This is a genomic window from Streptomyces sp. NPDC005262, from assembly GCF_042872425.1.
Taxonomy (GTDB): Bacteria; Actinomycetota; Actinomycetes; order Streptomycetales; family Streptomycetaceae; genus Streptomyces.
The window spans coordinates 321,680-340,323 of sequence record NZ_JBIAKK010000003.1; the positions used below are offsets into that span (position 1 = coordinate 321,680).

Consider the following 18,644-nt stretch of genomic DNA (forward strand, 5'->3'; position numbering starts at 1 on the left):
CGATGCTCTCCCCATCTGTTGCTGTGCGGCGTTCGCGCGGTGACACTCATGCGCAGTTCCGTATCACTGGGTTACGGAAGCGGGCTGTGAGCTGGGGTACATGTGACCACACCGCAACCGGGCCGGCGCCAGGAGAGCCTGACATCCGGCGGGCGGCTTGCCCGAGCGGGGACGCAGCTGTCATCGACGGGCAGTCATACCGAGTGCCTCATCACGTCTCCAGCCACGGCCGGCGCTGCTGGTTCGGTCCTCACCAGCGGGTTGGAAGAGGGTCCATGCGAACGAGCTACCGTCGTCGACCATGACCGAAGCGACCTACCTGCACGCCACCCGGACGGCCTACGACACCGTCGCCGTCGACTACGAGAGACTCCTCCGTGACGAACTGAACGCGAAACCGCTGGACCGCGCCATGCTCGCCGCGTTCTCCGAACTCGTGCAGGCACCGGGCACCGGGCCTGTCGCCGATCTCGGCTGCGGGCCCGGCCGCGTCACGGCCCACCTCCACTCTCTCGGAGTGGAGGTGTTCGGCATCGACCTGTCGCCCCAGATGATCGCGGTTGCCCGTCGGACCCACCCGGAACTGCGGTTCGAAGAGGGCTCGATGACCGCACTCGAACTGAAGGACGACATCCTCGGCGGCCTCGTCGCCTGGTACTCGACCGTCCACACTCCACCGGAGCTCCTGCCGACCGTGTTCGCGGAGTGTCACCGGGTACTCGCCCCAGGTGGACACATGCTCCTGGCGTTCAAGGTCGGGGACCAGTGCCGGCACAGGGACCAGGCATACGGCCACGCCGTGGCGCTCGACATCTACTGGATGTCGCCTGACCACGTCGCCGACCTGATGAGCGAGGCCGGCCTGGTCGTGGACGCCCAGATGATTCGCGAACCTGACGAGAGCGAGAAGCCCCGACAGGGTCAGCAGGCCTTCTTCCTCGCCCACAAGCCCAAGAGACTCGCGACCGATGACTCAGGCGAGTGAGACGGACGAACGACCGGTGTCTCCGCGGACACTCCCGACATGGGCCGGAGACGGTCGCACATCGGACCGTTGGGCCTGGGGGACCTTCCGTTCAGGTGATCGTCAGAGGTTCGGCCCGTTGTCGTTCGAGAGGTCCGTACCGAAGCGGGCGCCGGGCACCGGGGCGCCCAGGTCGACCGGGTTGAAGGCGAACGCTCCCGTGGCGGTCAGACCCGAGGAGCCGCCGCGCAGGGACCACACCGCGCCGCCGTCCGCGACCGTGCCGAGGTCCTCGCCTGGCGCGCCGGCCGCGAGGTCCGCCTTGCCGTTGCCGTTGATGTCGAGCAGCCGGACGGCGCCGCCGAAGTGGTCGTCGGCCTCTGCGACGCCGGGGACGCCCGACGTGTCCTGATGGAACGCCTGCGCGCCGGTGCCGCCCAGGCCGCCGGAGCCGCCCTTCAGCAGCACCACCGAGCCTGCGGCCCTGGTCGTGCCGATGGCTTCGAAGGGAACGCCCACGGCGAGGTCGGCGTAACCGTCCCCGTTGACGTCGCCCGCGTTGAGTCGGGCGCCGAACTGGTCGCCCTTCTCGCTGACTCCGGGCACGCCCGTGGTGTTCTGCGTGATGGTCTTCGTCCGGGTGGTGCTCGGGCCGGACGCCGAGCCGTAGTAGATCTTGACGCTGCCGGCGTCGTAGGGGAGATCCTCCGTGATGCCGTTCGGGATCACCCTGGTGGCGAGGTCGTCCTTGCCGTCCTTGTCGAAATCGCCGACCGCGGTGGCTGCGGCGGAGGGCAGGGGGGTGGAGTTCGCCGACAGGCCGTGCGCGGTGCCCAGCCACAGCTTGCCGCCCTCAGCGTGCTCCTCGTAGGCGTAGAAGGTGCACAGGTCGTCGATTCCGTCGCCGTTGAAGTCGCCCGCCGCGGTGCCGATGATGGAGTTGTCCGTGCTGAACATGGTCACCTGCTGCTCGCGTGCGGGCACCCCGGCGCGGGTGAACGGCCCGTACAACACGCTGCGCAGGTCGTAGTCGTCGCTGTGAGACATCATCAGATCCGTCCTGCCATCGCCGTCGAAGTCGCCTGCGGTGAGGTTCCCGCCGACGGTGGCGTCGGCGGGCGCCGGGAGTCGCACCGAGCCCTGGCCCGTGACGCCGCCGCTGCGGCCCCAGAGGACGATGACGGAGCCGGAGTTGTTCGTGGTGGCGAGCGCCTCGTTGGTCACCAGGGCGAGGTCGGTGAGGCCGTCCCTGTCGAGGTCGCGGGCGAACATCCGGTAGCCGAAGCCGTGGTCGTCACCGGAAGTGCCGGGCACGCCCGGGGTGTCCTGGGTGATGATCGTGGTGTGCGCCGTGCCGAGTCCCTGCGCGGAGCCGTAACTGATGGAGATGTAGCCCGCCCAGGAGTGGCCGTTGACGGTGGCGGCGGGAGCGGAGACCGCCAGATCCTGGTAGCCGTCGCCGTCGAAGTCCTCGCGTTCGGTCGCGGCGGCCGGGCTCGCCGTGGTACTCGCGGGCGCCGCGGCGGCCACACCACCCGAAAGAGCCGTGACCGCGCAGGCGGCGGCCGCAACCAAGGTGCGAATACCCACAATTCCTCCATGTAGCGCGTACGGAGAGCCGAGGGTGTGCGAGGCGTGAGGGCTCGACTGTGAGACACGCGTGGCGCGCGGATGGTTGCCCGGTGAACAGGAAGTGACGAACTGAGACCGCCCCGCATCGGACGATGCATCCGGTGCGGCGTACAACCGTGGGTGGACTTCGGATGTCTTCCAGGTGAGTGCCATACGGGCATTGCCCTCACCGCACCACCCCACGGGGGAGGCCGCACATGATCCCACGCCGTTCCGCGGCAGGCACTGCGGCGTTGCCTGCCACTCCCGCGCACCTGCACCGGTCTGCGCTTCGGCGTCTCGCCGGGCAACCGGCCATGTATCTCCGACGACCACGCCGCCGCGCAATCCACCGCGGCTGAGCAGGATGCCGTAGGCAACCCAGGAGACCAAGGAGGTTCTTGTGCGTCACCTCAGAAGCGCGGCCCTTACAGCCGCGGCGCTCCTCACCCTCGGTGGCGGCGCCGTGTTCGCGGCCCCCGCCGCAGAGGCCACAGTGCCCTTTCCGTCCATCGGCTGGCAGCAGCACAATTGCGACTACGACGGCAACGGTTTCGACGACGTGCTGATCGGCGCCCCGGGCGCCACGGTGAGCGGTGCCGCGGGCGCCGGCTACGTCACCGTGCAGTACAGCTCGTCGAGCGGTCTCAGCACCACCAAGAAGAGCATCCTCCACCAGAACACCTCTGGCGTCCCGGGTGGCGCCGAGGCCGGCGACGGCTTCGGGCAGGCCGTGGCCTCCGGCGACCTGGACAACGACGGCTACGACGACGCGATCGTCGGTATTCCCGGCGAGGACCTGGCCGGGCTGTCCGACGCGGGCGGCGCCGTCGTCTTCTGGGGCTCGCCGACCGGGCTGCATGGGGCCGACAGCACCTGGCTGGAGAACCCCGACCAGCTGCGGGCCGGCGCGAACTTCGGGCGGGCGATCGAAGCGGCCCGGTACTTCGCCCCGGACCCGGCACACCCCGACGCCGACCTGCGCGACAGCGTTGCCGTCCTGGAGAACGACACGCTCCTGTTCTTCACCTCCCCGCCAGGGGCGGCGACCCAGCAGCTGAAGCTCGCGGACAAGGGTGTCCGGGCTCTGGACGTGGCCCCGCCGGGGACCGGCTTCGCCCTGCGGAGTCTCAGCCACGGCAACTACAACGAGGACTCCTGGGCGGACCTGGCGATTTCCGGGGTGACCACCGGAGACCAGCCGGGCATCGGCGCCACCCAGGTGCTGCACGGCGCACCCAGCGTCGAGGCGCTGGCGGACGGCGGAGCGTTCGAGGGCGGTCCTGCGGTGGTCTCCAGCGACTTCAACCACGACGGTCAGGACGACTTGGCCATCGGCGACACGGGCGTCGGCTCGCCCGTCGGCGGAGCCGTCTCCGTCTATCTGGGCCAGGGCGACCTGTCCGGCCTCGACCCGACCCCCGCGCAGACGTGGACGCAGGACTCCCCGGGCGTTCCCGGCACAGCCGAGGCCGGCGACCGGTGGGGCGCCGAGATGTCCTCCGGCGACACCAACGGCGACGGCATGCCGGACCTGGCCATCGGCGCGCCCGGGGAGGACATCGGCTCCGTCTCCAACGCGGGTGCGGTCTGGACTCTGCGCGGCGCACCGGGCGGGCTGACGGCGACCGGTGCGCGCAGCTTCGACCAGAACCACCCGGACATCCCCGGCGTGGCCGAGGCCTCGGACGCCTGGGGCGGCCAGGTGCGGCTGGTCGACGCCAATGACGACGGCCTCTTCGGTCTGCTGGCGGCGGCACCGGGCGAGAACACCGACGACGGCTTCGTATGGGTCGTCCCCGCGTCGTCGTCGGGGCTGGTCGCCAAGGGCACGTGGACCTACGACGGGGCGCGCCTCGGGGCGCCGGTGGCCGATGCGCGGTTCGGGGCGGCGATCGACGAGTAGCGGAAGCCTCAAGGAGGGCTGGGGATTCACCGGGAATCAACAGAGCTCACCAGTCCCCCATGTCCCTGGGTTCGGACCAGACTTCTGGTCGCCGGACGTGGCGCTGTGCCCGTGGCGAATCGGGCACGGCGCCACGCAGCAATCTCCGCAAGACTCATGCGGCCCGTCGCTCCCGCGTCGCCCTGACCACCACCGCCGCGCCGCTCGCAGCGGAGTACGCCTCGTGGAAGTCCCGCCGGGCCCGGAGACCTACCGGGCTCGACCGTGGAGACGCACTCTCTGCATCCCGGCAAGTCGCCGCACCACACCGATGGCCAGCACTCCAGCGAGGACATACAGCGCGGCCCCTGCCATCTCCGTCGAGAGCGGTCCCCGGGAGGTGGAGGGAAAGGCGAGAAGCTGCGCCGCCACGAAGAGCAGCCACCACGACGTCAGCAGTGCGTCGGTACGCCGCGGCCTGTCGGGCGGAGAGCTGGCGGCCCAGATGTCATTGATGATCCGCTTGGGCAGGAAGAAGCAGGCGACCGGCACCAGCCATGCGCCTGTGGTCCAGCCACGCTTCATCCGGTGTCCGTGCGGCGCGAGCGCCTCGGCGTTGACCCGCATCTGCCACAGCCAGCGCAGGAAGACGAATCCGGTCACGAGGAAGGCGAGCAGCCTCATCCCGGTGAGGTTGCCGACCCACATCTCCCTCTGCAAGGCGGCATACGAGCCGTCAGCCGCCCCATGAAGTCGCAGTTGAGCGACGAACAATGCGGCGTTCACCAGCACGCAGATGCCGAGCGCGGCGGTGACCACGGTCGTCATCGCCTTCGGTACGAAGAGCGGCTCGCGCCGGGTCGTCGGCGCGGGCGGGGATATGGCGATGGCGTCGTCGTGATTCACAGGGACGCAACCTAATGCCGCGCTCGCTATCCGGTCCAGCTTGGATGCTCCCCTGGTCACAGGCTGGGCTCTGCCCTACGGGACCGGTGCCGGTGACCGGCCGACGCGCGGCACCGACCGGCTGCCGCGTCGGACCCGCTCGCCGGCCCAGGTCGGGGACGCTCGGACGATGCGCCGCTACCGGGTGAGCCGCGGTTGGTTGCCGCCGATCAGTGGGTTTCCCCGTACGCGGCCGCCATCAGGGCTCGGAGGAGGAGCCGGAACTCGGAGTCGTCGACAGCCTGGATGACGCGCTGCAGTTGGACGGGGGCGTGCCCTACGAGGGACGCGGCGAACTCCAGCACGGCCACTTCGCTGCTCGATGCCTTGCGCGCAGGGGGTGTGTCGGCGAGCAGGAGCAGTCCTACCGCGTTCCAGTCGATGGAAGGGCGCGGTCCGGCTGTGTCGAGAAGCGGTCGACCGGCCGCATCCGCGAGTTCCTGGTCCTCGAAGAAGCGCCGGAGCCAGTAGCCGTCGTGGTGGGCACCGAGGAGGCGTGTCGCCGCCCTCATCTGTTCGCTGCTCACACCCTGCAACAGGTCGTCGGCGAGCTCCTTGCCCGTGATGCCGCGGGTCGCCATGAGCATCGGCCGTCTCCGTTCCTCGGTGGTCGAGGCCGGGTCGGCCCTGCTCCACTGTGCCTGGCTGCGTCCTCCCGCTCCGCCGTACACGCCGAACGATCGCCCGGGCATGCTTTTTCCCTGCACACATTGCTGTTCATGACCCGGGCCGATGCGTTGTCGTCCCGACATGAGCATGCCCTTTTAGGCGATGTGCGGGCCGGCGGGGCCGGTACCGCGGACACGTGCGAAGCGTTGTGTCGGAGCGGACAACCGCAGTCCCCGAAGCGCGGCTTCCGCCTCCTCCTCGTTGACCGGTCCAGGGTGTCGGTGTGCGGCGTCAGACCGGTGAGCGGCGCCTCGTTCTTGGTGAGGAACGCGACGCGGATGTCGATGACGTCTTCCCTGATAGTCCTGCCGTTCGGGTACGCGGCAGGCTTGGACGGGTCGAAGTGCAGCACGTCCGGCAGCAGGCCGTGCTCGTCGAGCGCGGTGATCGCCTCCTCATGGAGTAGCCGCCGGTGTGGCCCAACGCTCGAACGGGTCACCGACAGGCAGGAGGCGATCGTCTCGCGATCCTTGAGCAAGCCTTCAGGGAGTCGCGGATCAGTCGATCAACTCATGGAAGGGGCACGCTCCAAGGACGGTCCCGTAATCCCTGGCGGACCAGCGCACGGCGTCAGCCGCGGCGGATCACACGGCGGAGGGGCGCCATCGCACCGGGCGAATGCGGGCGTTCCGACAACGAACGAAGTGCCGCACGTGGCGTCGTGCGCCCGCCAGGGATGACGGGACGGTCCTCAGGGGGCGATGGGCAGCTGGCGCTTGTGGTCGGTGAGACGGTAGCGACGGATGATTGTTTCGAAGGCCCGCTCGTCCACCGGCTTACCTTCCAGGAAGTCGTCGATGTCGTCATAGGTGACTCCGAGGGCGTCCTCGTCGGCCTTGCCCGGGTCGAGGGTTTCCAGGTCGGCCGTCGGGGTCTTCCACACCAGCTCGGCGGGCGCGCCCAACGCGTCCGCGACGGCGCGCACCCGGCGCTTGGTCAGGCCGGTCAGCGGGACCAGGTCGGCGGCGCCGTCGCCGAACTTGGTGAAGAAGCCGGAGACCGCCTCGGCGGCGTGGTCGGTGCCGACGACCAGGCCGTCGTGCGCTCCGGCCACCGTGTACTGGGCGATCATGCGCTGCCGGGCCTTGATGTTGCCGTGCACGAAGTCCCGGTGGTGGGCGTCGCGGTAGCTCACACCGGCGGCCAACGAGGCCTCGAGCGCGGCGTCACTCGCAGGCTTGATGTCCACCGTCAGCACGTGGTCGGCCTGGATGAAGGAGAGCGCGAGCTGGGCGTCGTGCTCGTCGGCCTGGACCCCGTAGGGCAGCCGCATCGCGTAGAACCGCGCCTCGTGCCCAGCCGCCCGGGCTCGCTCGACGGCGAGCTGGCACAGCCGGCCGGCGGTGGTGGAGTCGACGCCGCCGCTGATGCCGAGGACCAGGGAGCGCAGACCGGTGGAGGTCAGTCGCTCGGCGAGGAAGGCCACCCGGCGTTCGATCTCCCGCTCGGCGTCGAAGCTCTCGGCGACCTGGAGATCCCGGGCGATGCCCTGCTGCAGGGCGATGGACGCCGGCTCGCTCACGTCTGCTCCTTGTTCCGGTTCACGGTGCGCTGTCGCGCCCACTTTACCGAGTGGCGCTTTGTCACGTGTCGGGGCCGGCCGGAGGAGCTCGCCAGGGAGGTGTCGCCACGTTCACCACCCGACACCGTCATCCTGCACATCCGCGAGGTGAAGGGACGGACTGCCGTTAGGGACTCGACCCGAGCCGATGGTCGGTTCGGTTCTCATGCGGTGCGGGACTCAGTGAACGGAGAAGCCGCCGTCGACGAAGATCGCCTGCCCGGTGACATAGCCGGATGCGCGGCCGGCCAGGAACACCGCCGCTCCGGCGAAGTCCTCGGCCACGCCGTTGCGCCCGACCATCGTGCGCGCGGCCAGCGCCGCCACCTTCTCCGGGTCGGACGACAACCGCGCATTGAGCGGGGTCATGACGAAGCCCGGCACCAACGTGTTGCAGGTGACGCCGTGTGGCGACCACGCCTCGGCCTGAGAGCGGGCCAGCGACTCCAGTGCCCCCTTGGAAACCCCGTAGGCGCCGCTCTGGACGAACGCCCGGTGCGCCTGCTGGGAGGTGATGTGGATGATCCGGCCGAAGCCCCGCTCCGCCATGCCGGGCCCGAACCGCCGGCCCAACAAGTAGGGCGCCTCGAGGTTCACGGTCATCGTCGCGTCCCATGTCTCCTCGTCCAGCTCGCCCATCGGCGGCCGCAGGTTGATCCCGGCGCTGTTGACGAGAATGTCGGGTTCACCGAACGCCTCTGCTGCCTGCTCCGCCGCCGCGCGCACCCCGTCGCGGGTGCTCAGGTCGGCGCTCACCCAGGCCGCCCGGCAGCCGCCCGCCGCCAGCTCGTCGACCGTGGCGGCCAGTTCCGATTCCTTTCGCGCCACGATCACCACGCTCGCCCCCGCTCGCGCGAGAGCCCCGGCGATGGCCCGGCCGATGCCGGAACTGCCACCCGTCACCACGGCGACCCGGCCGTCCAGCGAGAACAGCTCGGAGAGATAGGTCTGCGAGATCATGTCCGCACCCTAAGGGCTGTCCACGGCGGCAGCTCCGCCCGGGCTGCGGCAGGCCGGGCTCCACCGATCATGGGCGGGGGATGCGGGTCGAAGTCGATGTCGGCCGGCAGCTCGACGGCGGCGCAGTGGTAGTCGCGGTGGTCAAGTTCGCCCTGGCCGCGAAGGCCCTTTCCTCACGCACCCGGTCGGCCTTTCAGCGGCCGGGATCGTCCAGGATCTGGGCAGATACAACTCCCGGTCCGCCGGGGGCCGACCCCGGTCGTGGTCGGGCAACTGGGACAAGACTGGATAATGCCTGGTCAGGCGCGGTGGGCTGCTTTTACATGGTCTGCTGTGGGGCGCGAATAAGGCCTACGCCACGCGGTCACCCGAAATCGAGATCATCCGCGCTCGGATCCGGCAAGGGAACATCGACCCAACACTGTTCATCCGGAGCATGGCGGCTGGGGAAAACCTCCAATCCGTCGCCGGTTTTCGCGGACGGATCTCCGGCGCCCGAAGTTAATATCGCGACCCGTCCATCCGACTGAAACCGCGAGGCACCCGTGGCACCGCTCAGCAAGCTCTACCTTCAGCTCGACGATGTCGTACTTCCGGACGCGATCCCTTACTCGCAGGTAAGCGCATGGGAATTGCGCTTTCTCTACCTGTTGGGGCGCCATCGGCTGACGGGCGAGGGAAAGGTGATCGAGCTCGGGTCGGGCGGCGGCGGATCGACGTATGCGTTCGCACTCGGTCTGCAGGAGAACCCGGACTTCGACAAGAAGACCAACAAGCTTCACGCGTACGACTTCTTCCGGGTCGGGAAGGGCACCTTCGCCTCCGAGAAATTCTTCTCGGCCGGGGTCGCGCCCGAGGACTCGAACTCCTTCCTCGACGACTTCAAGGACAAGCTGAAGCCATTCATCGACTTCATCGAGCTGCACCCCGGCGACATCTGGCAGACCTCCGACCCCGAGGACCACAGCCCCATCGAGTTCCTGCACGTCGACATCGCCAAGACGGCGCGGGTCTTCCGCTGTGTGGCCGAGCGCTTCCTGCCCCGCCTGGAGCCCGGCTCAGTGCTGCTGCACCAGGACTTCGCCAGCCCCCGGCTGCCGTGGCTGCACTACAGCACCGGTCTGCTGCTGCCGTACATCGAGATCGCCGGGCCGCCCATCCGCTCCACACTCGCCTTCGAGGTGGTCAAGCCGATCCCACAGGACGTGCTGCGGGCCATAGCCGAGGACGCCTTCGACATCGACGAGAAGCTGAAGCTGATGTCGGCCGTCCAGGACGTCGTCGACCGTGACTACACCGGCGGAATCCCGTTCAAGGCCGTGATCGAACTCGCCAAGGCCTATGTCGCCCACTACGAGGGTGACCACCGCCGCGCCTGGCAGATAGCCAAGCCGCTGACTTCGAACGAATACCTGAGCCGGACCCGCAAGGACCACTTCGCCCAGCTGGAGAAGGCGCTGCACGAGGCCAAGCCCAACGGCGGATCCTCCCGTCTTGCCAGGCTGATCAGGAAGGTGGCGCGCAGGGCGTAGCCGCCGGGTGGTGCCGGGGGCGCCGAAGCGCCCCCAGGGTGGTTCGCCGGTGTCCGGCGCCCCTCTGGAGCCACCGCGCACCGCGGGCTCGCCGGATGACAGGTCCCGGCTCCGCCGCCGAGCGCGGCCGCGGCTTGATCATCGGTTCGGCGCGACCCGGTCGGGTCGGGCGCCGGAAAGCTGCATCGATTTCCCCGACGTCGGCAGCAGCGCACGATTCGCCCTCGGCCTCGGATACTGGGGGCATGGAATTCGTCGTCCTCATGACCCTGCCCGGACTGGTCATCCTGCTGACCGTGCTGGCCTTCGCCGATCAATTGTTGTTGCGCGCCGGGCGGGCCGGCGTTCTGCCGTGGCGGAACGCGGCACGTCAGGGCCAGATTTCGGCAACCGGGTTCGAGCTACTGCACGCGAGTCTTTCGCCGGGGAAGCAGAACGAACTCAAGGAGCGGCAGTCGGCACTGCTGATGCGGGATGACGAGGAGGACGGGGCACCGCCGAACCGGACCACGGTGGACCTGGCGAGTGGGACCGCAGTCGTGCGGATGCCTCGGGCCGACAATTAGCGTGCCGCCCACCGTTCGATGGCCTGCCACCAGCACGGTGGAGGAAGACTGGTGGGGTACTAACGGGCGTCCAACGGCCGTTCGAAGAAGGTCTCCAGAACCACCGTTGCCTGCGTCCCGCTGACCCCGTCGATCGCGTACAGGCGGCGCAACACGTCCTGGAGCCGCTCGGTGGTCGCGGTGCGCACCTTCACCAGGACGGCCGCGCTGCCTGCGATGACGTGCGCCTCCTGAATCTCCGGTATGGCGGCGAAGTCCTCGGCACGGTCACCCATCCATGCCGTCGAGTCGACCAGCACGAAGGCCAGGACTGCGCGGTCGAGCGCCGCGGGGTCGACGTCGACCGTCGTGGCCCGGACGACCCCCTGTTCCCGCAGCTTGCGCACGCGCTCGTGCGCGGCACCCGCCGACAGGCCGACCGCCCTGCCCAGTGCTGCATACGACTGGGTGGCGTCCCGCTGGAGCAGCACAATCAGCTGACGGTCGATTTCATCCACTGGTTTCATGCAAAAACCATACCTGGTTCGGTTACAGGCATGTTACGTTGAATCATATTCTGGTCGATCCTTCTGAGGGGATGCCATGCCCGCCGACGGCCCGTACGAGATCCTGGACGATCGCTTCCGTACCGAACGCTGTGCGAACGGCGACAGCAGGCTGGAGGTCCTGCACGACGGCTGCCGCTGGGCCGAAGGCCCGCTGTACCTACCCGCATGGCGCCAGCTGATCTGGAGCGACATCCCGAACGACCGCATCCTGCGCTGGGACGAGGCCACCGGAACGGTCGGCGTCTTCCGCACCCCGGCCGGCCACAGCAACGGCAACACGCTCGACCGGCAGGGCCGCCTGGTCACCTGCGAGCAGGGCAACCGCCGCGTCACCCGCACCGAGCCCGACGGGACCGTGACCGTCCTCGCCGACCGGTACGCCGGCAAGCGGCTCAACAGCCCGAACGACTCCGTCGTACGCTCCGACGGCACGATCTGGTTCTCGGACCCGGACTTCGGCATCACCAGCGACTACGAGGGCCATCGCGCCGAGTCCGAGATCGGCGGGTGCAACGTGTACCGCATCGACCCCGCGACGGGGGACGTACACCTCGCTGCCGACGGGTTCGAGGGTCCCAACGGCGTCATCCTCTCCCCCGACGAGCAGCGACTGTACGTCTCCGACTCGCGGACCGCCCGGATCCACATGTTCGACATCCGCGAGGACGGCACGCTCTCCGACGAGAAGGTCTTCGCCGAGGGCCAGGGCAACGTCCACTTCGACAACATCCGCTTCGACGACGAGGGCCGCCTGTGGGCCGCCGCCCTGGACGACAGCGTCCACTGCTACCACCCCGACGGCACCCTCATCGGCCGGCTGCGCGTGCCCGAGCCCGTCTCCAACATCGCCTTCGGCGGCCCGAAGAACAACCGCCTGTTCATCACGGCCACCACCTCGCTGTACTCGCTGGTGATGTCGGTCACCGGGGCGCCGCGCCTCTAGAGCGTGTCTCTTCGATGGGTGGATCTGTTGATTGGATATACCTGTCCGGTTAGTGATCACTGATGCGATGTGGGGCCGGATCGACGACAGCTACGGCACCTCACTGCGTTGTCGGAACGCCCGAATACGCCCAGTATCAGGACGTCCCTCCGCCTTGCGATGCACCGCATCCGACGCCGCGCGCCGGTCCACCAGGGATTACGGGACAGCCCTCAGGCAGGCCAAGAACCCGACCTGAGGTCGTCCTGCCAGCCAAGACGTGGGCCTCCTGCCGGTGCCCGCCGAAGAGACCCCGCTGGTAGACGTGCACGGTCAGAGTGTCGTGGCTGTCGATCACCTCAGAGATGCCCCGGGTCTCGATCGTGTCCGACCATGCGTCCAGGTTCCGGCCGAACCACTCCGGCAGCCCGCACGGCTCGCTCACCGCGTCCCAGAAGTCGTTGAGTGTCTCGATCCGACGAGCGCGCAGGTCGACGATCAGCTCGCAATCCGTCATCGCAGCAGCCTAACCAGCCCCCACCACGAGTCACTCACCGGTCAAAGAGGCGGGCTCTATTCGGCGAGCAGGACGGCCGGCAGCGGGGCCTCCAGCACCAGGCCCCGGGGAAGTGTCAGACCGAAGTGCCGCTCCAGCACCCCCAGGATGGTCCGGTGCACCTCGCGGTCCGCACGCTCCTCGTCCGGCAGGCCCTCTGCGCTCAGCAACTCCTTCACGCTCGCCGCGACTTCGGCGTCTCCGACGACCTGGCCGTTACCCCAGGAGTCGTCCAGGTGCAGATTGAACGAGCACACGGTCCGGCCGTCCCGGTGGTAGTGGAAGGTCGGCGGCACCGGCTTGCCGTTCTCCTCCTCGTACTCCACCAAAAAGACCTCGGCCTCGCCCTCGGAGATCGCCGGATCGTCCCGGAATTCCCCGAACCAGCCCCCGTACGCCACCGCGAAGGTCCACTCTCCGCTCACCCCCAGCCGCAACCCGATCCCGTCCCAGACGTCCCCGTACTCCGAGTCCAAGGCCTCGACCAGCCCGTCTCCGGTGAGCTCCCCGACCGGCTCCACCGTCCGCTCCGACCACTGGGCCGAGGCTGCGATCCGCGCCGCCAGCTCCTCGACCCCGAGCCCTCGGGCCAACGTCACGCTGTAGCCGCCGAAGGCGATGCTCTGTGGCTCCGCGAGCCAGGCGATTCCGTCCGTCATACAGGTGATCCTGCCGCACCACACCGACACAACCCCGCCCCGGGCTGCCGGACTGCTCCGACCCGGCCGCCTGCCCAGCTCGATAAGGAGACAGCCTTAGGGTCCTTCGCTCGGATCAGGCTGGGCTCGCGGTCGAACCCGGCTGCATTCCCGCCCTGTTGGACCGCTCCCCAAGCCCGCCGCATTCAAGGAACGATGAACGGTTCCGGCTGAGCCAGCGGGGTTCCGGGGCTGGTCACGCGGGGCCTGGAGGTCGTCATGGCGCGGCTGAGCTGTGTGATGATGCACCGATGACGACCGGCCCTGGGGAGGGACCGGACGCGCGGGAAGGGACGGGGACACATCGTGAGCAAGGGCGGGGCGTCCATACCGGACGAGGAGTGGGAGCGCTTCCTTCGCGAGGCGGAGGCCGGGACCCAGGGCGCGCCCAAGGAGCCGTCGGCGCGGGCTCGGATGGTGACGCAACGGCTGCAGGAGGAGACCGGCCGGCCGGAGGGATGGCGGACTCACCAACTGGCCCCGCGGCGCCGGGGCAAGGGCTGGTACGCGGTCGGTCTGCTGGTGACGGTCGGCTTGCTGATCGTGGCACTGGCCCCCGGACGGGTGGCTGGATGGTTCGGAGGAGGCGGCACGAGTGCGCCGCTCGCCGCGGAGTCCGAACGTCCGGATCAGCCGCCGGCGACCCAGGAGGCGCTCCAACTGCCCACACTGAAACAGCCGTTCAGGGGATCGCCCGCGGCGCGGTGGGGCAACGGGGCGTCAGGAATCAGCCTGCCTGCGGCACGGGCGACCGGTTGGATGAGCAAGGAGCAGGTCGCGCAGGCACTCGATCGGACCCGTGACTTCCTTGCCGCGTCCAGTCTGGATCGTGGTGTGCTGCGCGGCGAGCGGCCGAAGAAGGCGATCGCGTTGATCAACCCGCATCAGCGGGATGTCCAGGACTACTTGGCGACCGCGTTCAGCGCGCCCAGTCGGGAGAACGATCCTCTGCTGCTGTTCAGCCGTCTTGCGACGAAGAAGGTGCGGCTGGTCGGCGATGTGGTCAAGACACGAGGACGGATCACCTACCGGGAAGGTAAGCGTGGTGCGCTCGAGGTGGCCACCGACGTCACGTACGTCTACCCGGTCGTACGCGCTGCAGCGGGAAGCGACGAAGTCGCGCGCACCATCGTGCGCCGCGAGGTCGTGATGAGTTGGGACAACCCGGCGAAGGTGATCGTCGATCCGGGGACGTTTTCCCTGGTCTCCTACAAGGTGAACACCACCAACGGCGGTTGCGGCACCTCCACCGGCTACCTCACCCCCGAGTTCAGCGCCGAGCGCGCGGCCGAGGACAGGGGAGACGGACCCGAGTTCGACCCGTACGACCGGAGCACGTCGGTGGACGCGCTCATACAGGAGGATGGCGAAACGAAGTGCAGGACCGCCACACGGTTGTGAGCGGCAGCGGGCTCATGCGTCCGGGAGGATCTCGGTACGGCTTTCGGATGAATCCCTCCGGGAACCGACGCGTGGCCGCCGCCGGCAACGCGTGCCGCAGAACCGGCGGCTCGTCCTGCCCACGTCAGGCCGGCACGAGGTCGACACCTGACCATTGCGACCGACGTTCTTCGGCGCGGGCCGGGCGTGGGGCAGGATGGAGCCATGAGCGTCGTCAAGATCAACGTACTCACTGTCCCCGCCGAACAGCGCGAGACGCTGGAGAAGCGCTTTGCCTCGCGCGCCCACGCGGTCGAGAACTCGGACGGCTTCGAATGGTTCGAACTCCTCCGTCCTGTCGAAGGCACTGACAACTACCTGGTGTACACGCGGTGGCGCGACGAGGAGTCCTTCAAGGCGTGGATGGAGGGCCCGATGAAAGAGGCGCATCAGGCGGGTGGCGAACGACCGAAGCCTGCCGCGAGTGGGTCGACGCTGTGGTCCTTCGAGGTCGTGCAGCAGGCCGCGCCACAAGGAGGCCGGCTGCAAGCGGGGTCGTAGGCCTGGGTGGCTGCCCTGATCATCCGGGGCCGGCGGTGACGCCGTGCGCCCCGCCTGCGCCGATCGGACGGCGTTTCGGCGTGTCTGTACGTTCGGGAGCCCCTGCGGCCTTCATCGCCGGCTGAGCGTGTCCATCACTTGCCGCTCCTGAACGGAGCACCCGACTCAGGACACCAGGAGCCGGGCGAGTTCGGTCGGCTTGGTGACCATCGGCCAGTGACCTGAGTCGATGTCGACGAATTCAAGGTGCTTGGCCTTGGCGAGCTCGGGTACGTCACCGGCGCCGATCCACTCCTGGGCCTGGGCGGGGGTGAATTCGGGGCACACGAGTACGACCGGTACGTCGAACCGTCGCTCGTCCGCCAGACGCACCAGACCCTTGGTCACTCCGGTGGGGACGGGAATCGCAGCAGCCGCGATGCTGCGCCTGACCTCCTCATCGAGGTCGGCGGAGTCCGGCCCCTCGAACGGGTCCCACCCGGGGAAGGGCATGACACCGTCCTTCGCCTCGAAGAAGTCGGCGTAGGGCTCCCCGTCGGCGGCCGGGAAGCCGCCGATGAGGACGACTTCGGCCACCTTCTCCGGTCGCGCGTCGGCGGCCAGCCAAGCCAGGGTGCAGGCGGCGGAATGCCCCACCACCATGGGCTTTTCGGACGTTGCGTCAATGGCCGCGAGCACTGCCGCCACCTGGTCGTCGAGCGTGGCGGACGCAGATCCGTCACCCTGACCGGGGAGGGTGAGCGGCACGGGGCGGTGGCCGAGTGCCTCGAGCGTGGGCACGACATCGTCCCATGCGGATCCGTCGAGCCACAGTCCGGCGATGAGCAGGATGTCCATGATCAGTTCTCTCTCTCCAGTGACGTCATCTGGACGCCGCGCATGCGGCTCTCATGGAACAGGGCGCCGCGGACCCGCACCCTGGTGAAGTCGACCTCGCGCATGCGGGCGTCATCGAGGGACACCCGGGTGAAGGTGGCGCCCCGGAGACTCACGCGGTCGAAGCCCGCTCCGGTGAGGTCCTGTTCGCGGAACTCGGTCATGGGCGTCACCCTAGGACCAATACCGGACGATCCACTTCCTGCTTATCCCGTGCGCGTCTAATCTGCTCGTGTGCCGACCGACTCCAGCCCCACCGCACGAGCTCTGCGTGCCATCGAGATCCTCCGGACCCGCCCCGGCGTGACGGCCGACGAACTCGCCGCGGCTCTGGGAGTCACGGAGCGGGCCGCGCGTCGGTACGTCGAGATCCTCCGGGAGGCGGACATCCCCGTGGAGTCGACCCGGGGCCGTCATGGCGGGTACCGGCTCGGGCGCGGGACGAGGCTGCCTCCGGTCGTCTTCACGGAGCACGAGGCACTCGGCCTGGTCATGGCGGTGCTCGACGGCCAGCCGGCCGCCGCCGATGTCGACGACCTCGTCGGTTCCGCCCTGGGCAAGGTCGTCCGGGCACTGCCCGAGAGCGTCGGCCGACAGGCAGCGGCGCTGCGGGAGCACGCGTCAGCTGCGCCCGACAGGTACTCGGCCCGTCCGGATCCCTCCCTCACCAGCGCACTCGTCGCTGCCATCGCGGCCCGACGTCGCGTTCTGATCATGTATCGGAGCGAGTCCGGCAACGAGTGGGAGGCCGAGGTGGATCCCTGGGCGGTCGTCGTCCGCTACGGGCGCTGGTACCTCCTGTGTCGCTCCCATCGCGCCGACGCGATCCGCACCTACCGTGTCGACCGGGTCCGCGAGGTCCAGCAGACCGCCCACGGGTTCGATCCGCCCGACGGCCTCGACCCGGTGGCAGCAGTGGAAGAGAACCTGGGCACCGGGTGGGAGTTCCCCACCCACGTCGTGTTCGACGCTCCACCGGCTGAGGTGGCGCCGTGGATCCGACCTCCCATGGGGCGACTTGAACCATCGGGAGACGGGTGCGTGCTCGTCGGCAGCACGAGCAATCCGGCGATGTACGCGCAGGAGTGGCTGGCGAGCGTGCCGTTCCCCTTCCGCGTCGACGGCGGGCAGGAACTCCGTTCCGCGGTCGCGACGCTCGCGGCACGTTTCGCTGCCGCCCTGGCGGACCAACCCTGATTGGGACATCGAAGGACTTGGCCGGCGCATTGCGTCAAGTCGGTGCGCAACGACCATGGGCGGAAGGGCACATCACGGCGCGAGCGCGGAAGCGGCGGTCACAGCCATCCGTTGCGCTTGAAACCCCGGTGGATGACGAGGCAGGCGGCCGCGATGACGGCGAGCGCGAACGGGTACCCGAAGCGCCAGTGCAGTCCGGGCATGTGATCGAAGTTCATGCCGTAGACGCCACACACCATCGTCGGCACGGCGACGATCGCGGCCCAGGCTGTGATCTTCCGCATGTCCTCGTTCTGCCCGACTGTGACCTGGGCGAGGTGGGCCTGCAGGATGGAGTCGAGCAGCGCGTCGAAGTCGGTGATCTGCTCGATGACGCGGGCCAAGTGGTCGGCGACGTCACGGAAGTACGCCTGTATCTCGCGGTCGACGGAGCGCATCGACTCAGTGGTCAGCACCTGGAGGGGGCGGCCGAGGGGGACCACAGCACGCTTGAGCTCCAGAAGCTCGCGCTTGAGCTGGTAGATGCGCCCGACGTCGGCGCTCTGGGAGCCGTGCGGTGAGAAGACGTCCGTCTCGACCTGGTCGATGTCGTCCTGGACGGCATCGGTGACGGTCAGGTAGTCGTCGACGACGTGGTCGGCGATGGCGTGGAGAACAACGGCCGGTCCCTTGGCCAGTTGCTGGGGGTCCGCTTCGAGGCCTTCACGCAGGGAGCCCAGGGAGCCGTGGCGTCCGTGCCGTACGGTCACCACGAAGTCGGGTCCGGCGAAGACCATGATCTCTCCGGTGTCCACCACCTCGCTGGTGGAGGTCAGTTCCTCGTGCTCGACATAGGCGACGGACTTGAAGATGGCGAACAGGACGTCACCGTACTGCTGCACCTTGGGCCGCTGGTGGGCGTGGACGGCGTCCTCGACGGCGAGCGGGTGGAGACCGAAGAGCTCGGCAACCCGCACGAACTCCGCCTCGCTGGGCTCGTGCAGGCCGAGCCACACGAAGCCGTCGCCGTGTTTGCGCACGCGGGCGACGGATTCCTCGACGCTGGGGGTGGCCTGCTGGCGAACGCCGTCGCGGTAGGTGACGCAGTTGACCACGGTGGAGCCCAGCGGCGAACGGGCCGGGTGGCTGAGGTCCACAGGACGCCCCCGCCGCGCCAGACGAGCGACTTTGCGCAGGCTGCCGACCATCGACATGAAGTACTCCTTCGCCAGGT

19 protein-coding genes are annotated in these 18,644 nt (G+C 68.9%); 8 read left to right on the plus strand and 11 right to left on the minus strand.

Annotated elements, in window-relative coordinates:
- Nucleotides 1–301 precede the first annotated feature (301 nt).
- Nucleotides 302–985, plus strand: a complete 684-nt coding sequence (locus ACFYP5_RS11325) for a class I SAM-dependent DNA methyltransferase (protein WP_389033605.1) — start codon at nucleotides 302–304, stop codon at nucleotides 983–985.
- 102 nt (nucleotides 986–1,087) lie between these two features.
- Here ACFYP5_RS11325 and ACFYP5_RS11330 read toward each other — a convergent pair whose 3' ends face one another.
- Entirely contained in the window at nucleotides 1,088–2,554 is a 1,467-nt protein-coding gene (locus ACFYP5_RS11330) for an FG-GAP-like repeat-containing protein (protein ID WP_389033608.1), read from the minus strand.
- Nucleotides 2,555–2,978: 424 nt separating this feature from the next.
- Between ACFYP5_RS11330 and ACFYP5_RS11335 the strand changes: the two genes are divergently transcribed.
- Nucleotides 2,979–4,481 carry an FG-GAP repeat protein gene (locus ACFYP5_RS11335; protein WP_389033611.1) on the plus strand — a complete coding sequence of 501 codons (1,503 nt, stop codon included), beginning with the start codon at nucleotides 2,979–2,981 and terminating at the stop codon, nucleotides 4,479–4,481.
- A gap of 249 nt (nucleotides 4,482–4,730) precedes the next feature.
- Here ACFYP5_RS11335 and ACFYP5_RS11340 read toward each other — a convergent pair whose 3' ends face one another.
- The 4 genes from ACFYP5_RS11340 to ACFYP5_RS11355 all read right to left on the minus strand — a co-directional run bounded on the left by ACFYP5_RS11340 (nucleotide 4,731) and on the right by ACFYP5_RS11355 (nucleotide 8,595).
- Complete coding sequence (locus ACFYP5_RS11340) at nucleotides 4,731–5,366, minus strand: DUF4328 domain-containing protein (protein WP_389033614.1); 636 nt, start codon at nucleotides 5,364–5,366, stop codon at nucleotides 4,731–4,733.
- 209 nt (nucleotides 5,367–5,575) lie between these two features.
- Nucleotides 5,576–6,097: a hypothetical protein gene (locus tag ACFYP5_RS11345; protein ID WP_389033617.1), complete on the minus strand. Its 522-nt coding sequence runs from the start codon at nucleotides 6,095–6,097 to the stop codon at nucleotides 5,576–5,578.
- A gap of 668 nt (nucleotides 6,098–6,765) precedes the next feature.
- Complete coding sequence (gene nadE, locus ACFYP5_RS11350; RefSeq protein WP_389033620.1) at nucleotides 6,766–7,596, minus strand: ammonia-dependent NAD(+) synthetase; 831 nt, start codon at nucleotides 7,594–7,596, stop codon at nucleotides 6,766–6,768.
- 219 nt (nucleotides 7,597–7,815) lie between these two features.
- Nucleotides 7,816–8,595 carry an SDR family NAD(P)-dependent oxidoreductase gene (locus tag ACFYP5_RS11355; RefSeq protein WP_389033624.1) on the minus strand — a complete coding sequence of 260 codons (780 nt, stop codon included), beginning with the start codon at nucleotides 8,593–8,595 and terminating at the stop codon, nucleotides 7,816–7,818.
- Nucleotides 8,596–9,140: 545 nt separating this feature from the next.
- Here ACFYP5_RS11355 and ACFYP5_RS11360 point away from each other — a divergent pair.
- Together ACFYP5_RS11360 and ACFYP5_RS11365 are read left to right on the plus strand one after the other, a co-directional pair.
- Nucleotides 9,141–10,127 (plus strand): class I SAM-dependent methyltransferase, encoded by a 987-nt coding sequence (locus ACFYP5_RS11360; RefSeq protein WP_389033627.1) that lies wholly within the window; start codon nucleotides 9,141–9,143, stop codon nucleotides 10,125–10,127.
- 245 nt (nucleotides 10,128–10,372) lie between these two features.
- Nucleotides 10,373–10,693 (plus strand): DUF6191 domain-containing protein, encoded by a 321-nt coding sequence (locus tag ACFYP5_RS11365; RefSeq protein ID WP_389033630.1) that lies wholly within the window; start codon nucleotides 10,373–10,375, stop codon nucleotides 10,691–10,693.
- Nucleotides 10,694–10,752: 59 nt separating this feature from the next.
- Here the strand turns inward: ACFYP5_RS11365 and ACFYP5_RS11370 are convergent, their stop codons facing one another.
- Complete coding sequence (locus ACFYP5_RS11370) at nucleotides 10,753–11,190, minus strand: Lrp/AsnC family transcriptional regulator (protein WP_389034450.1); 438 nt, start codon at nucleotides 11,188–11,190, stop codon at nucleotides 10,753–10,755.
- Nucleotides 11,191–11,275: 85 nt separating this feature from the next.
- Here ACFYP5_RS11370 and ACFYP5_RS11375 point away from each other — a divergent pair, with 85 nt between their 5' ends.
- Complete coding sequence (locus ACFYP5_RS11375) at nucleotides 11,276–12,184, plus strand: SMP-30/gluconolactonase/LRE family protein (RefSeq protein WP_389033633.1); 909 nt, start codon at nucleotides 11,276–11,278, stop codon at nucleotides 12,182–12,184.
- 136 nt (nucleotides 12,185–12,320) lie between these two features.
- Here ACFYP5_RS11375 and ACFYP5_RS11380 read toward each other — a convergent pair whose 3' ends face one another.
- Both ACFYP5_RS11380 and ACFYP5_RS11385 read right to left on the minus strand, forming a co-directional pair.
- Nucleotides 12,321–12,680: a barstar family protein gene (locus tag ACFYP5_RS11380; RefSeq protein ID WP_389033635.1), complete on the minus strand. Its 360-nt coding sequence runs from the start codon at nucleotides 12,678–12,680 to the stop codon at nucleotides 12,321–12,323.
- Nucleotides 12,681–12,736: 56 nt separating this feature from the next.
- The gene (locus ACFYP5_RS11385; protein ID WP_389033638.1) at nucleotides 12,737–13,378 is read right to left on the minus strand and encodes a DUF6461 domain-containing protein; all 642 of its coding nucleotides are present in this window, start codon (nucleotides 13,376–13,378) and stop codon (nucleotides 12,737–12,739) included.
- Nucleotides 13,379–13,723: 345 nt separating this feature from the next.
- Here ACFYP5_RS11385 and ACFYP5_RS11390 point away from each other — a divergent pair, with 345 nt between their 5' ends.
- Both ACFYP5_RS11390 and ACFYP5_RS11395 read left to right on the plus strand, forming a co-directional pair.
- Complete coding sequence (locus tag ACFYP5_RS11390; protein WP_389033641.1) at nucleotides 13,724–14,818, plus strand: hypothetical protein; 1,095 nt, start codon at nucleotides 13,724–13,726, stop codon at nucleotides 14,816–14,818.
- Nucleotides 14,819–15,022: 204 nt separating this feature from the next.
- On the plus strand, nucleotides 15,023–15,358 hold the full coding sequence (locus ACFYP5_RS11395) for an antibiotic biosynthesis monooxygenase family protein (RefSeq protein WP_389033643.1): 336 nt from the start codon (nucleotides 15,023–15,025) through the stop codon (nucleotides 15,356–15,358).
- A 165-nt stretch (nucleotides 15,359–15,523) separates the two neighbouring features.
- On the opposite strand, the gene ACFYP5_RS11400 is transcribed toward ACFYP5_RS11395, so the two are convergent.
- Together ACFYP5_RS11400 and ACFYP5_RS11405 are read right to left on the minus strand one after the other, a co-directional pair.
- Nucleotides 15,524–16,195: an alpha/beta fold hydrolase gene (locus ACFYP5_RS11400; RefSeq protein WP_389033646.1), complete on the minus strand. Its 672-nt coding sequence runs from the start codon at nucleotides 16,193–16,195 to the stop codon at nucleotides 15,524–15,526.
- Nucleotides 16,196–16,197: 2 nt separating this feature from the next.
- Entirely contained in the window at nucleotides 16,198–16,398 is a 201-nt protein-coding gene (locus ACFYP5_RS11405) for a pentapeptide repeat-containing protein (RefSeq protein WP_389033649.1), read from the minus strand.
- Between the two features lie 70 nt (nucleotides 16,399–16,468).
- Between ACFYP5_RS11405 and ACFYP5_RS11410 the strand changes: the two genes are divergently transcribed.
- Complete coding sequence (locus ACFYP5_RS11410) at nucleotides 16,469–17,431, plus strand: helix-turn-helix transcriptional regulator (protein WP_389033652.1); 963 nt, start codon at nucleotides 16,469–16,471, stop codon at nucleotides 17,429–17,431.
- A 98-nt stretch (nucleotides 17,432–17,529) separates the two neighbouring features.
- Here the strand turns inward: ACFYP5_RS11410 and ACFYP5_RS11415 are convergent, their stop codons facing one another.
- A complete protein-coding gene (locus tag ACFYP5_RS11415) occupies nucleotides 17,530–18,624 on the minus strand; it encodes a magnesium and cobalt transport protein CorA (protein WP_389033654.1) in 1,095 nt (364 codons plus the stop codon).
- Between the last annotated feature and the right edge of the window lie 20 nt (nucleotides 18,625–18,644).

Excerpts from the sequence above, each read along its gene's own strand:
- ACFYP5_RS11400 (WP_389033646.1), bottom strand. The coding sequence starts at position 16,195 with ATGGACATCCTGCTCATCGCCGGACTGTGGCTCGACGGATCCGCATGG.
- ACFYP5_RS11345 (WP_389033617.1), bottom strand. The coding sequence starts at position 6,097 with ATGCCCGGGCGATCGTTCGGCGTGTACGGCGGAGCGGGAGGACGCAGC.
- ACFYP5_RS11355 (WP_389033624.1), bottom strand. The coding sequence starts at position 8,595 with ATGATCTCGCAGACCTATCTCTCCGAGCTGTTCTCGCTGGACGGCCGG.
- ACFYP5_RS11415 (WP_389033654.1), bottom strand. The coding sequence starts at position 18,624 with ATGTCGATGGTCGGCAGCCTGCGCAAAGTCGCTCGTCTGGCGCGGCGG.
- ACFYP5_RS11325 (WP_389033605.1), top strand. The coding sequence starts at position 302 with ATGACCGAAGCGACCTACCTGCACGCCACCCGGACGGCCTACGACACC.
- ACFYP5_RS11380 (WP_389033635.1), bottom strand. The coding sequence starts at position 12,680 with ATGACGGATTGCGAGCTGATCGTCGACCTGCGCGCTCGTCGGATCGAG.
- ACFYP5_RS11375 (WP_389033633.1), top strand. The coding sequence starts at position 11,276 with ATGCCCGCCGACGGCCCGTACGAGATCCTGGACGATCGCTTCCGTACC.
- ACFYP5_RS11405 (WP_389033649.1), bottom strand. The coding sequence starts at position 16,398 with ATGACCGAGTTCCGCGAACAGGACCTCACCGGAGCGGGCTTCGACCGC.
- ACFYP5_RS11385 (WP_389033638.1), bottom strand. The coding sequence starts at position 13,378 with ATGACGGACGGAATCGCCTGGCTCGCGGAGCCACAGAGCATCGCCTTC.
- ACFYP5_RS11395 (WP_389033643.1), top strand. The coding sequence starts at position 15,023 with ATGAGCGTCGTCAAGATCAACGTACTCACTGTCCCCGCCGAACAGCGC.
- ACFYP5_RS11365 (WP_389033630.1), top strand. The coding sequence starts at position 10,373 with ATGGAATTCGTCGTCCTCATGACCCTGCCCGGACTGGTCATCCTGCTG.